2 protein-coding genes are annotated in these 15,074 nt (G+C 73.6%); both read left to right on the forward strand.

Annotated features, from left to right (window positions below; translation table 11 throughout):
• The coding region (locus tag K6I34_RS16265) for a type I polyketide synthase (protein ID WP_229326752.1) at window positions 1-13,214 on the forward strand (13,214 nt) is incomplete at its 5' end.
• Between the two features lie 127 nt (window positions 13,215-13,341).
• Window positions 13,342-15,074, forward strand: a 1,733-nt coding sequence (locus K6I34_RS16270; RefSeq protein ID WP_229326754.1) for a type I polyketide synthase, incomplete at its 3' end; no start/stop codon positions are given.

A 15,074-nucleotide genomic window follows, 5' to 3' on the forward strand; every position in this document is an offset into this window, starting at 1 on the left:
TGGAGGAGTTCCGTGCGGTGGCGGAGACGCTGTCGTACGAGGCTCCGCGTATCGCGATCGTTTCCGGTCTGACGGGTGCTCTGGTCTCCGTCGAGGAGATCACCGACCCCGGCTTCTGGGTGCGTCATGTCCGTGAGGCGGTCCGCTTCCTCGATGCGGTGCGCACCCTGGAGGCCCAGGGCGTCGCCCACTTCGTGGAGCTCGGTCCCGACGGGGTTCTCTCCGCCATGGCGCAGGAGTGCGTCACCGGCGAGGGCGCGGCCTTCGTACCCGCCCTCCGCAAGGGCCGTGCCGAGGTGGAGACGCTGCTCGGCACCCTGGCGCGGGCGCACGTCCGCGGGGTGAAGGTGGACTGGGCGGCGTACTACGCGGGCACCGGTGCCCGCCGCGTCGACCTGCCGACCTACGCCTTCCAGCGTCAGCGTTTCTGGCCGAAGGCCTCGGCCCTCTACCTCGGTGATGTCGCGGCCGTGGGTCTCGGCCAGGCCGGGCACCCGCTGCTCGGGGCGAGCGCCGAACTGCCGGGTGCCGACGGGATGCTGTTCACCAGCCGCCTGGCGCTGTCCACCCACCCCTGGCTGGCGGACCACACCATCATGGACACGGTCCTGCTGCCGGGCACGGCCTTCGTGGAGCTGGCCATTCGCGCCGGTGACCAGGTCGGTTGCGAGCACCTGGAGGAGCTGACGCTGGAGGCGCCGCTGGTCCTGCCCGAGCAGGGCGGCGTCCAGCTGCGGCTGTGGGTCGGCGCGGCCGACGAGTCGGGCCGCCGTCCCCTGGCCTTCCACTCCCGCCCGGAGAACCTTCCCTCCGAGGAGCCGTGGACCCGCCACGCCAGCGGCGTCCTGTCCGCCATAACCCCTCGCTCGGCGCCTGCCTTCGAGCTGAGCGCCTGGCCGCCCGCCGGTGCGGCCGAGGTGGCGGTCGAGGACCGCTACGAGCACCTGCGGGACGTCGGCTTCGCCTACGGCCCCGCTTTCCAGGGCCTGCGCAGGGCATGGCGGCGGGACGGCGAGATCTTCGCCGAGGTGCTGCTGCCCGAGGACGCCCGGGCCATGGACTTCGGGCTGCACCCGGCGCTGCTGGACTCCGCGCTGCACGCGCTGGGCCTCGGCGGCCTGGGCGGCACCGAGACCCAGGGCCGCCTGCCCTTCGCCTGGGCCGGGGTGACGCTGCTCGCCAGCGGCGCCTCCAGCCTGCGGGTCCGGATGGCCGCCGCCGGTGGTGACGGCGTGCTGCTGGAGATCGCGGACGCCACCGGCGCGCCGGTCGCCGCGGTCGAGTCGCTCGCGCTGCGCCCGGTCTCGGCCGAGCAGCTGCGCAGCGCGCGGACGACGTACCACGAGTCGCTGTTCCGCGTGGAGTGGACCGAACTCGCCGCCGCGTCCACGGTGGACGCCGACGGCCCCTGGGCCGCCCTCGGCTCCGCTTCCCTCGTCGGCGCGGACGTCCCGGCGTACGCCACGTACGCCGACCTCGTCGAGGCGGTCGACGGCGGTGCCGCGGCACCGGAGTTCGTCCTCGTCTCCCCGTCCGTGAACGTGGACACGGACGGGGACGTGGACGGCATCACTGCCGCCCACCGGGCCGGTGCCGAGGCGCTCGCCCTGGTGCAGGAGTGGCTGGCCGAGGAGCGCTTCGCCGACTCCCGGCTGGTGGTGCTGACGTCGGGCGCCGTGGCCACCGAGGCCGGTGAGCCGGTGACCGACCTGGCGGGCGCGACCGTACGGGGCCTGCTGCGCTCGGCGCAGTCGGAGAACCCGGACCGCTTCCTCCTGGTCGACCTCGACGGGCACGCCGACTCGCTCGGCGCGCTGCCCGCCGCGCTGACCGCGGGCGAGCCCGAGACCGCGATCCGCGAGGGCGCCCTCAAGACGCCGCGACTGGCCCGCGCGGCTTCCTCGGACGACGCGGAAGCTGTCGCCTGGAACCCGGACGGCACGGTGCTGGTGACGGGCGCCAGCGGTTCGCTGGGCGGGCTGTTCGCCCGGCACCTGGTGGACGGGCACGGCGTACGGAATCTGCTGCTGGTGAGCCGCCGGGGTGCCGAGGCGCCCGGCGCGGCGGAGCTGGCGGCCGAACTCGCCGGAGCCGGTGCGTCGGTGACGTGGGCCGCGTGCGACGTGGCCGACCGGGAGGCACTGGCCGCGGTGATCGCGGCCGTGCCGGCCGAGCACCCGCTGACCGGCGTGGTGCACACGGCCGGTGTGCTGGACGACGGCACGATCGGTTCGCTGACGCAAGAGCGGCTGGCGAACGTCTTCCGTCCGAAGGTGGACGCGGCCTGGAACCTGCACGAGCTGACGCGGGAGCTGGACCTCTCGGCGTTCGTGGTGTTCTCCTCGGCCGCCGGTGTCTTCGGCGGTCCGGGTCAGGGCAATTACGCCTCTGCCAATGCCTTCCTGGACGCGCTCGCCCAGCACCGTAGGGCCGCGGGTCTGTCGGCGACCGCTCTCGCCTGGGGCCTGTGGGCCGGTGGCGGCATGGGCGACACGCTGGACGAGGCCGACATCACCCGGATGCGGCGAGCCGGAGTGCCCCCGCTGTCCGTCGCGGACGGCCTGCGGCTCTTCGACGCCGCCCTCACCACGGACGAGCCGACGCTGGTCCCGATGCGGCTGGACCTCCCGGCGCTGCGTACGCAGGCCGCGAACGGCCCCGTCTCCGCGCTGCTGCGCGGTCTGGTCCGCGTCCCGGCGCGCCGCGCGGTCGACGCCGTCGCGGCGGGCGCGGGCGAGTCGGGCCTCGTCCAGCGCCTCGTCGGGCTGAGCCCGGCGGAGCAGGAGCGGGCGCTGCTGGATCTGGTGCGTGGTCAGGTGGCGGCTGTCCTCGGTTACGCGGGGGCGGAGACGGTCGGCTCCGGCCGGGCGTTCAAGGAGCTCGGTTTCGATTCGCTGACGGCGGTGGAGCTGCGGAATTCGTTGAACGCGGTGACGGGGCTGCGGCTGCCGGCGACGTTGATCTTCGATTACCCGGATCCGGCGGTTCTGGCGCGTCATCTGCGGGCGGAGCTGGTCGGTGACGAGGTCGTGACCGCGGCCCCGGAGACCAGCGTTGTCGTGGCCGACGACGAGCCGATCGCCATCGTCGGCATGAGCTGCCGCTACCCGGGCGGTATCACCAGCCCCGAGGAGCTCTGGCAGCTCGTCCTGGGCTCGGTGGACGCGATCTCCGGCTTCCCCGCCGACCGCGGCTGGGACCTGGAGTCGCTGAACGGCGGCACCCCCGGTGCGTCCGGCACCAGCTCCACCATCGAGGGCGGCTTCCTGCACGACGCCGCCGAGTTCGACGCGGCGTTCTTCGGGATCAATCCGCGCGAGGCCCTTGCCATGGACCCGCAGCAGCGGCTGCTGCTGGAGACGTCGTGGGAGGCGTTCGAGCGCGCGGGCATCGACCCGACCTCGGTGCGCGGCAGCAGGACCGGTGTCTTCGCCGGTGTCATGTACCACGACTACCTGACGCGGCTGACGGGCGTCCCCGAGGACCTGGAGGGCTACCTCGGCACCGGCGCCGCGGGCAGCGTCGCCTCGGGCCGGGTGTCGTACACCTTCGGCCTGGAGGGCCCGGCGGTCACCATCGACACGGCGTGCTCGTCGTCGCTGGTCGCCCTGCACCTCGCCGCGCAGGCGCTGCGCAACGGCGAATGCTCGATGGCGCTCGCCGGTGGTGTGACCGTCATGGCCACCCCGGACACGTTCATCGACTTCAGCCGCCAGCAGGGTCTGTCGACCGACGGCCGCTGCAAGTCCTTCGCGGCCGGGGCGGACGGTACGGGCTGGTCCGAGGGCGCGGGCATGCTGCTCGTCGAGCGGCTGTCGGACGCGCGCAAGAACGGTCACCCGGTGCTGGCGGTCGTCCGGGGCACGGCAGTGAACCAGGACGGCGCGAGCAACGGCCTGACGGCTCCGAACGGACCCGCGCAGCAGCGCGTGATCCGCGCGGCGCTGGCCGGCGCGGGCGTGTCCGCCGCGGAGGTGGACGTGGTCGAGGCGCACGGTACGGGTACGACGCTGGGCGACCCGATCGAGGCGCAGGCCCTGCTGGCCACCTACGGCCAGGAGCGGCCGGAGGGACAGCCGCTGTGGCTGGGGTCCTTCAAGTCGAACGTCGGCCACACGCAGGCCGCGTCCGGTGTCGGCGGCATCATCAAGATGGTCATGGCGATGCGCCACGGCGTGCTGCCGCAGACCCTGCACATCGACGAACCCACCCCGCACGTCGACTGGGCGGCCGGCGACATCGAGCTGCTGACCGAGGCCCGGCCGTGGCCGGAGACCGGTCACCCGCGCCGCGCGGGCGTCTCCTCCTTCGGTGTGAGCGGCACCAACGCCCACACCATCATCGAGCAGGCCCCCGAGCAGCTTCCCGCCCGCACCGCCGCCCCGGCGGCGGAGCTCCCGGCGGTCCCGTGGGTGCTGTCGGGCAAGTCGGAGGCCGCACTGCGCGGCCAGGCCGAACGGCTCCTCGCCCACCTGGACGGCGCCACGGACGACGCGACGGACGCCACCGACGTGGCCTACTCGCTGGCCACCGGACGGGCGGCACTGGAGCGCCGCGCGGTGGTCGTCGCCGACGACCGCGCCGGCCTCCGCGCCGGCCTGACCGCCCTGGCGCGCGGCACCACCGCCGCGGGCCTGACCACGGGCACCGCCACCGAGAGCAAGACGGCGTTCCTGTTCACGGGTCAGGGGAGCCAGCGGCTGGGGATGGGGCGTGAGTTGTACGGCGCGTTCCCGGTGTTCGCGGCGGCGTTCGACGCGGTGTGCGATGCGCTGGACGGGCATCTTGAGCGTCCGCTGAAGGCGGTTGTCTTCGGTGAGGATGCGGAGCTGCTGGACCAGACCGGTTTCACGCAGCCTGCGCTGTTCGCGATCGAGGTGGCGCTGTACCGGCTGGTGGAGGGCTGGGGGGTCACCCCGGACTTCCTCTCCGGTCACTCGATCGGTGAGCTGGCTGCGGCGCATGTGGCGGGTGTGCTGTCGCTGGCGGATGCTTCGAAGCTGGTGGCGGCTCGTGGTCGTCTGATGCAGGCGCTTCCGGCCGGTGGCGCGATGATCGCGGTGCAGGCGTCGGAGGAGGAAGTTCTTCCGCTGCTGACTGACGGCGTGAGCATCGCTGCCCTCAACGGTCCGCAGTCCGTGGTGATTGCTGGTGACGAGGACGCGGCTGTCGAGATCGCTGCGGCGTTCGAGGCGCAGGGTCGTAAGACCAAGCGTCTGACGGTCTCTCATGCGTTCCACTCGCCGCGTATGGACGGCATGTTGGAGGAGTTCCGTGCGGTGGCCGAGGGCCTGTCGTACGAGGCCCCGCGTATCCCGATCGTCTCCAACCTGACCGGCTCCCTGGTCTCCGCCGAGGAGATCACTTCAGCCGACTTCTGGGTCCGCCACGTCCGTGAGGCCGTCCGCTTCCTCGACGGCATCCGCGCTCTGGAAGCCCAGAACGTCACCACCTTCGTCGAGCTCGGCCCCGACGGTGTCCTCACCGCCATGGCGCAGGACTGCGTCACCGGCGACGACTCGGCCTTCGTCTCCGCGCTCCGCAAGGGCCGTGGCGAGGCCGAGGCGGTGACCGGGGCGCTGGGCGCGCTGCATGTCCGGGGTGTTGCCGTGGACTGGGCGGCGTTCTTCGCCGGGACGGGAGCCGTACGGGTCGCTCTGCCGACGTACGCCTTCCAGCGGCAGCGCTACTGGGTCGAGTCCCCCGAGGGGACCGTGGCCCAGGGTGGCGCGCTGACCGCGGACGCGGTGGACGCGCGGTTCTGGGAGGCCGTCGAGCGCGAGGACCTGGAGGCTCTCGCGGGCACGCTGCGCTCCGAGGGCGCCGAGGAGCTCTCCTCGCTGAGTGCCGTCCTGCCGATGCTGTCCTCGTGGCGGCGTCAGCAGACCGAGCTGTCGACCGTCGACGCCTGGCGCTACCAGGCGACCTGGAAGCCGGTGACCTTCCGCGCCGAGGGCGCGCCGACTGGCCGTTGGCTGGTCGTCACCGCCGCTGACCAGGCGGACGCGGCGTGGGCCGAAGGCGTCGTACGGACGCTCACGGCGCGCGGTGCCGAGGCCCGGGTCGTCGAGCTGGGTGCCGAGGACGACCGTTCGTCGGTGGCCGAGCGACTGCGCGCGGAGGCCGAGGGCGGCACGGTGGCGGGTGTGTTCTCGCTGCTGGCGGTCGCGGGTGCCGAGGGGCTGTTCCGTACGCTCGCGCTGACCCAGGCGCTGGGCGACGCGAGGGTGGACGGCCCGCTGTGGGTGGCCACCCGTGGCGCGGTGTCCGTGGGCCGTTCCGACGCGCCGGTCGACCCGCTGCAGGCGCGAGTCTGGGGCCTGGGCCGGGTGGCCGCGCTGGAACTGCCCGAGCGCTGGGGCGGTCTGGTCGACCTGCCGGAGACGGCGGACGACCGGGCGCTGGCGCGCCTCGCCGGAGTGCTCTCCGGCCGTGGCGGCGAGGACCAGGTGGCTGTTCGTTCCTCCGGTGTGTTCGGCCGCCGTCTCACCCGGGGCGCGGCCCCGGCGAAGGCCGGCCGTACCTGGCAGCCGGGCTCCGGCACGGTGCTGGTGACCGGTGGTACGGGTGCGCTGGGTGGTCATGTGGCCCGTTGGCTGGTGGAGAGTGGTGCCGAGCATCTGGTGCTGACGAGCCGTCGTGGTCTGGAGGCGCCGGGTGCGGTGGAGCTGCGTGATGAGCTCATCGGGCTGGGTGTCCGGGTCACGGTCGCCGCGTGTGATGTGGCCGACCGGGACGCGCTGTCCGGGCTGCTGGCGGGGCTTCCTGCCGAGCTGCCGCTGACGGCTGTCGTGCACGCGGCCGGTGTGCTCGATGACGGTGTGCTGGACGCTCTCACTCCCGAGCGTTTCGCCACCGTCCTGCGGGCCAAGGCGGAGGCCGCTGCCAACCTGGACGAGCTGACGCGCGATCTGGACCTGTCGGCGTTCGTGCTCTTCTCCTCGACAGCCGGTTCCATGGGTGCCGCGGGTCAGGGCAACTACGCTGCCGCGAACGCGTTCCTGGACGCGCTGGCTGAGCGTCGCCGGGCAGAGGGTCTGCCCGCCACGTCGGTCGCGTGGGGTCCGTGGGCCGAGGGCGGCATGGCCGCCGACGAGGCGCTGGAGCAGCGCATGCGCCGCGCGGGCGTGCCGCCGATGGACGCCGAGCTGGCCATCGCCGCGCTCCAGCGGGTACTGGACCTGGACGAGACCGCGGTGACCGTCGCGGACATCGACTGGACGCGCCTCGCCCCGGGCTTCACCGCCTCGCGGCCGAGCGCCCTGCTGCTGGAACTGCCCGAGGCACGCACCGCGCTGGAGGCCGAGGCGGCACAGACGTCCGGTACGGGCACGGCGGCCGAGGGCGGGTCCTCGCTCGCCCAGCGACTGGCCGGGCTGTCCGGCGCGGAGGCCGAGCGGGCGCTGCTGGACCTGGTGCGCTCCGCGGTGGCGGACGTGCTGGGCCACGCCGACGCCGAGGCGATCGAGGCCGGCCGGGCCTTCCGGGAGCTGGGCTTCGACTCGCTGACCGCGGTCGAGCTGCGCAACCGGCTGGGCTCCGTGACCGGGCTGCGGCTGCCGCCCACCCTGGTCTACGACTACCCGTCGTCGGCGGCGCTCGCCGACCACCTCAGGACCGAGGTCCTGGGCGAGGTCGGTGCCGCTGTCGCGGAACCCGCCGCCCCCGTGGCGGCCGTCGCCGACGACCCGATCGCGATCGTCGGTATGGCCTGTCGCTTCCCCGGCGGCGTGACGACCCCCGAGGAGCTGTGGCAGCTGCTGGCCTCCGGCAGGGACGCCGTCACCGGCTTCCCCACCGACCGCGGCTGGGACACCGAGGGGCTGTACGCACCGGAGGTCGGCGCCGAGAACACCACATACGTCCGTGAGGGCGGCTTCCTGACGGACGCGGGCAAGTTCGACGCGGCGTTCTTCGGTATCTCGCCGCGCGAGGCCGTCGCCATGGACCCGCAGCAGCGCCTGCTGCTGGAGACGTCGTGGGAGGCGTTCGAGCGCGCCGGGATCGACCCGGTCGCACTGCGCGGCCAGCAGGTCGGCGTCTTCGCGGGCACCAACGGCCAGGACTACATGTCGCTGGTGCTCAACTCCTCCGACGGCGGCGACGGCTTCATGGGTACGGGCAACGCGGCCAGCGTGATGTCCGGTCGCGTCTCCTACGCCCTGGGCCTGGAAGGTCCGGCGGTCACGGTCGACACGGCGTGCTCGTCGTCGCTCGTGGCGCTGCACTGGGCCGTTCAGGCGCTGCGCAACGGCGAGTGCTCGCTCGCCCTCGCGGGCGGTGTGACCGTGATGTCCACGCCGGGTTCGTTCGTCGAGTTCAGTAAGCAGCGCGGTCTGGCCATGGACGGCCGTATCAAGGCGTTCGCCGCCGCTGCCGATGGCACGGGCTGGGGTGAGGGCGTGGGCATGCTGCTCGTGGAGCGGCTGTCGGATGCTCAGCGCAATGGTCACCCGGTGCTGGCGGTCGTCCGTGGCTCGGCGATCAACCAGGATGGTGCGAGCAACGGTCTGACGGCGCCGAACGGTCCGTCGCAGCAGCGGGTGATCCGGCAGGCGCTGGCCAGTGCCGGTCTGTCGGCTGCCGAGGTCGACGCGGTCGAGGCGCACGGTACGGGTACGACGCTGGGCGACCCGATCGAGGCCCAGGCGCTCCTGGCCACCTACGGCCAGGAGCGGGACGCGGATCAGCCGCTGTACCTGGGCTCCATCAAGTCCAACATCGGCCACACGCAGGCCGCGGCGGGCGTCGCGGGTGTGATGAAGATGGTGCTGGCGCTCCAGCACGGTGTACTGCCGCAGACCCTGCACGTGGACGCGCCGACCCCGCACGTCGACTGGTCGGCGGGCGAGATCGCGCTGCTGACGGACTCGGTGGAGTGGCCGGAGACCGGCCGCCCGCGCCGGGCCGCCGTCTCCGCGTTCGGCCTCAGCGGCACCAACGCGCACGCGGTCATCGAGCAGGCGCCCGAGCGGCTTCCCGGCTGGCCCACCGCCCCGGCGGCGGAGCTCCCGGTGCTGCCGTGGGTCCTGTCGGGCAAGACCGAGGTCGCGCTGCGCGGCCAGGCCGAGCGGCTGCGGGCGCACCTCGCCGAGCAGCCCGAGGCGGACGCGGTGGACGTGGCGTACTCGCTGGCCACGACCCGCAGCGCCCTGGACCACCGGGCCGTACTGGCCGCGGGGGACCGGGACGCTCTGCTGGCGGGTCTGGCGGCCTTGACGCGTGGTGAGTCGGCCGCGGGTCTGGTGATGGGCTCCGCGGTCGGTGGCAAGACGGCGTTCCTGTTCACGGGTCAGGGCAGCCAGCGGCTCGGGATGGGCCGTGAGTTGTACGGCGCGTTCCCGGTGTTCGCGGATGCGCTGGACGAGGTGCGCGCGCACTTGGACGGGCACCTTGAGCGTCCGCTGATGGACGTGATGTTCGGCGAGGACGCCGGACTGCTCGATCAGACCGGCTTTACGCAGCCCGCGCTGTTCGCGATCGAGGTGGCGCTCTTCCGTCTCGTCGAGCAGTGGGGTATCAAGGCGGACTTCCTCTCCGGTCACTCGATCGGTGAGCTTGCTGCTGCGCATGTGGCGGGTGTGCTGTCGCTGGAGGATGCCTGCACGCTGGTGGCGGCTCGTGGTCGTCTGATGCAGGCGCTTCCGGCCGGTGGCGCGATGATCGCGGTGCAGGCGTCGGAGGACGAGGTCCTGCCGCTGCTGACGGAGGGCGTCAGCATCGCGGCTCTCAACGGTCCGCAGTCGGTGGTGATTGCGGGTGATGAGGACGCGGCTGTGGCAATCGCGGCCGGTTTTGAGGCGCAGGGTCGTAAGACCAAGCGTCTGACGGTCAGCCACGCGTTCCACTCGCCGCGTATGGACGGCATGTTGGAGGAGTTCCGTGCGGTGGCGGAGACGCTGTCGTACGAGACCCCCCGCATCCCGATCGTCTCCAACCTCACCGGTGCTCTGGTCTCCGCCGAGGAGATCACCACGGCTGACTTCTGGGTCCGTCACGTCCGTGAGGCGGTCCGTTTCCTCGACGGCATCCGCGCTCTGGAAGCCCAGAACGTCACCACCTTCGTCGAGCTCGGCCCCGACGGCGTCCTGACCGCGATGGCCCAGGAGTGCCTGGCCGAGCCCGGCCGTGCCGAGCTCGTGCCTTCTCTGCGCAAGGGCAGGCCGGAGGCGCAGGCGGCGACGGACGCGCTGGCGCGGCTGTTCGTCCGGGGTACGGCTCCGGACTGGGAGGCGTTCTTCGCCGGTACGGGCGCGCGCCGCGTGGACCTGCCGACGTACGCCTTCCAGCGGGGTCACTACTGGGCCGATGCCCTGCTGGACCTGGACGAGTTCGCCTCGATGGGGCTCGGTGCCGCCGGTCACCCCCTGCTGGGTGCCGCGGTGGAGCTGCCCGACTCGGACGCGTTCCTCTTCTCCGGCCGCCTGTCGCTGCGTTCGCACGGCTGGCTCGCCGACCACGCGGCAGGGGACGCGGCTGTCGTGCCCGGCTCGGTCTTCGTCGAGCTGGCCGTCCGCGCCGGTGACCACGCCGGGTGCGAGCTGCTGGAGGAACTGACCCTGCAGGCACCGCTGGTGCTCCCGGAGCACGGTGGCGTGCAGCTGCGGGTGTCGGTCGGCGAGCCCGACGCCACCGGCAGCCGTACGTTCTCCGTCCACTCCCGCCCGGAGCGGGCGGACCAGCCTTGGACCCGGCACGCCAGTGGCCTGCTGGCCACCGCCGGGGCCGTGGCGAGTGTGACCGGGCTGGAGGTCTGGCCGCCCGCCGAGGCGCAGCCCGTGCCGGTCGACGAGGTCTACGCACGGCTCGCCCGCACGGGGCTTCTGCACGGCCCGGCCTTCCAGGGCCTGGAGCGTGTCTGGCGGCGCGGTGCGGAGCTCTTCGCCGAGGTCCGGATCGCGGAGGACCGGCAGCCGGAGGCGGCGCGCTACGCCCTGCACCCGGCCCTGCTGGACGCCGCGGTCCAGCCGCTGACGCTGCTGGCCGCGGACACCGACGGTGCCGCGCTGGCGGGCTCGTGGCGCGGGGTGAGCGTGCGCGCGATCGGCGCGGACGCGCTGCGCGTACGGCTGGCCCCGGCCGCCGACCCGGCTCAGGACGGGGCGGTCTCGGTGGTCCTGGCCGACGCGGCGGGCTCGCTCGTCGCGACCGTCGACGCGCTGGCCGGTCAGCCGCTGGACGTGGACCGGATCTCCGGTGCGTCCACGGCCACGGACGGCCGCCACGAGTCGCTGTTCCGCGTCGAGTGGACGGCTCTGCCGGTCTCCTCGTCCGGGGCCCCCGCCGGGCGGTTCGCCGTCATCGGCGGCGGTGACGAGCGCAAGCTGGGCGCGGCGCTGGAGGCGGCCGGGGTGCGCGTCGAGGCGTACGACGACCTCGCCGCCGTGAACGCGGCCGTCGTGGCGGGCGGTTCCGCACCGGAGACGGTGCTGCTGCCGCTGCTGCCCGAGCCGGGCGACGCGGCGGGCGACGACCTCGCTGGTGCCGTGCACGCCGCCGCCCACCGCGCCCTGAGCCTGCTTCAGGAGTGGCTGAACGGCGGTCGGCCGGGCACCGCGCGGCTGGTGGTCGTCACCCGCGGCGCCGTCGCCACGGATGGCGACACCGAGGTCACCGACCTGGTGAACGCGCCGGTCTGGGGCCTGCTGCGGGCCGCGCAGGCGGAGAACCCCGAGCAGTTCCTGCTGCTGGACGTCGACGGTGACGTCTCGTTCGCGGCCCTGCCGGGCGCCCTCGCCACGGACGAGCCGGAGCTCGCGCTCCGTGCGGGCACGGTGTACGCGCCGCGCCTGGCCCGGGTGGCCTCGCCCGCCGCGGAGGCCGCGGAGACCGTGCCGGACTTCGACGCGGAGGGCACCGTCCTGATCACCGGGGCCACCGGTGGTCTGGGCCGCCTGCTGGCCCGGCACCTGGTCGCCGAGCACGGCGCACGCCACCTGCTGCTCGCCAGCCGGCGCGGGCCGGCCGCCGAGGGCATGGCGGAACTCACCGCGGAACTGCGCGAGCTGGGCGCCGAGGCCACCGTGGCCGCCTGCGACGCCGCCGACCGGGAGGCGCTGGCCGCCCTGCTGGCGAGCGTCCCGGCCGCCCACCCGCTCACGGCCGTGGTGCACACCGCGGGCGTGCTCGACGACGGCGTCATCGACCTGCTGACGCCGGAGCGGGTGGACCGCGTGCTCGCGCCCAAGGTCGACGCGGCCGTGAACCTGCACGAGCTGACCCGGGAGCTGGACCTGTCCGCCTTCGTGCTCTACTCGGCGGCGGCCGGCACCTTCGGCAGCCCCGGCCAGGGCAGCTACTCGGCGGCCAACGTCTTCCTGGACGCCCTCGCCCGGCACCGCCGGGCCCGCGGCCTCGCCGCCGTGTCCCTGGTGTGGGGCATGTGGGCCGAGGAGCGCGGCATGGCGGGCACGCTCGGCGCGGCCGAACTCGACCGGTCGGCGCGCGGCGGTGTGCTGCCGCTGTCCGCGGCGGAGGGCCTGGCCCTGTTCGACGCGGCCCGCGGGGCCGGTGAGCCGGTGCTGGTGCCGGTGCGGCTGGACCTGGCCGCCCTGCGCGCCAACGCCGCCGCCGGGGAACTGCTGCCGCTCCACCGCGGCCTGGTGCGCACCCCCGCACGCCGCGCCGCGGAGTCCGGACGCGCCGTCACGGCCCCCGAGGCCACGGGCGGGACGCTCGCGGAGCAGCTCACGGGTCTGTCCGAGGCCGAACAGCAGCGCACCGTGCTGGATCTGGTGCGCCGTCAGGTCGCGGCCGTCCTGGGTTACGCTTCGAAGGACCAGGTCGGCGCCGAGCAGGCGTTCAAGGAGCTCGGCTTCGACTCGCTGACCGCCGTGGAGCTCCGCAACCGCCTCAACGCGGCCAGCGGACTGCGGCTCTCGGCGACGCTGGTCTACGACTACCCGACCCCGGTGGCGCTCGCGCGCCACCTGCGGGCCGAGGTGGCTCCGGAGGCGGCCGAGTCCGGGTTCTCCGTCCTGGAGGAGCTGGAGCGGCTGGAGAACATGCTGTCCGCACAGTCGCCCGACGACCTGGCCGCGATGGCCGGGGACGAGGCCGCCCACGACCGCGTCGCGGTGCGCCTGCAGTCCCTGCTGACGAAGTGGAACGACATCCGCGACGCCGCGGATGACACCGCCGGGGCGAACGCGCTCGAAGAAGCGAGTGACGACGAGCTCTTCGACTTCATCGACAAGAGGTTCGGAAAGAGCTGAGATATCCCTGTGGGCCGGTCCGAAAGGACCGGCCCACGAAAAACGGGGAACTCAGCCGTCCGAAGCGCGGCAGCACCACCCCACCGACCACCCCGACGATCCACAGCATTCGAAGAGGAAACGCCACATGGCGAATGAAGCAAAGCTCCGCGAATATCTGAAGAAGGTCACCACAGAACTCGACGAGGCGTACCGGCGCCTTCAGGGCTTCGAGGACCAGGCCCGCGAGCCGATCGCCATCGTGGCAATGAGCTGCCGGTTCCCCGGCGGTGTCCGCACCCCCGAGGAGCTGTGGCGGCTGCTGGCCGCGGGCGGCGACGCGGCGACGGCGTTCCCCGCCGATCGCGACTGGGACCTGCAGAACCTGTTCGACGACGACCCGGACACCCCGGACACCACCTACACCCGCGAGGGCGGCTTCCTCGCCGACGCCACCCGCTTCGACCCGGCGTTCTTCGGCATATCGCCGCGCGAGGCGACGGCCATGGACCCGCAGCAGCGCCTGCTGCTGGAGACGTCCTGGGAGGCCTTCGAGCGCGCCGGGATCGACCCGGCCGCGCTGCGCGGCAGCCAGACCGGCGTCTTCGCGGGCCTCAACGCCTCCGACTACCTGCCGGTGGCGCTGGAGGCCGAGGAGGACTTCGGCGGACACCTGGGCACCGGCAACGCCGCCAGCGTGCTCTCCGGCCGCGTCAGCTACGTCTTCGGCCTGGAGGGCCCGGCGGTCACCGTCGACACGGCCTGCTCGGCTTCGCTGGTGGCCCTGCACCTGGCCGTCCAGGCGCTGCGGCTGGGGGAGTGCTCGCTGGCGCTGGCCGGTGGCGTCCACGTGATGTCCACGCCCGGCCTGTTCATCGAGTTCAGCAGGCAGCGCGGCCTGTCCCGGGACGGCCGCTGCAAGGCGTTCGCGGCGGACGCCGACGGCTTCGGCCCGGCCGAAGGCGTGGGCGTACTCCTCCTGGAGCGGCTCTCCGACGCCCGGAAGAACGGCCACAAGGTGCTCGCCGTGATCCGGGGCTCGGCCATCAACCAGGACGGCGCGAGCAACGGCCTGACGGCCCCCAACGGCCCGTCGCAGCAGCGCGTCATCCGGCGCGCCCTGGCCAACGCCCGGCTGTCCGCGGCCGACGTGGACGTGATCGAGGCGCACGGTACCGGTACGTCGCTGGGCGACCCGATCGAGGCGCAGGCGCTGCTGGCCACCTACGGCCAGGAGCGCCCGGCCGGCCAGCCGCTGCTGCTCGGCTCGGTGAAGTCCAACATCGGCCACACCCAGGGCGCCGCGGGCGTCGCGGGCGTGATGAAAATGGTCCTCGCCATGCAGCACGGCGTGGTGCCCGAGTCGCTGCACATCGCCGAGCCCTCCCCGCACATCGACTGGGCGGCCGGCTCGGTGGCGCTCGTACGGGAGGCCACCCCCTGGCCGGAGACCGGCCGCCCGCACCGCGCGGGCATCTCCGCCTTCGGCTTCAGCGGTACGAACGCGCACGTCATCGTCGAGCAGGCCCCGGCGGAGGAACAGGCCGCGGCCGAGGAGGCCACGCGACAGCCGGGCGTGCTGCCATGGGTGCTCTCCGGCAAGAGCGAGACGGCGCTGCGCGCGCAGGCCGAGCGGCTGCTGGCCCGCCTGGAGTCCGACCCGGCGGCCCGCCCGGTCGACGTGGGCTACTCCCTCGCCGTCACCCGCTCCGCCCTGGAGCGCCGAGCGGCGATCGTCGGCGAGGGCCGCGAGGGGCTGCTGGCCGGTCTTGCTGCTCTGGCTGAGGGCGGTATGGCGTCTGGTGTGGTGCAGGGGTCTGCGGCCGGTGGGCAGGTGGCCTTTGTGTTCCCGGGGCAGGGTTCGCAGTGGGCGGGCATGGC

Source organism: Streptomyces sp. UNOC14_S4 (assembly GCF_020740835.1).
Lineage (GTDB): Bacteria > Actinomycetota > Actinomycetes > Streptomycetales > Streptomycetaceae > Streptomyces.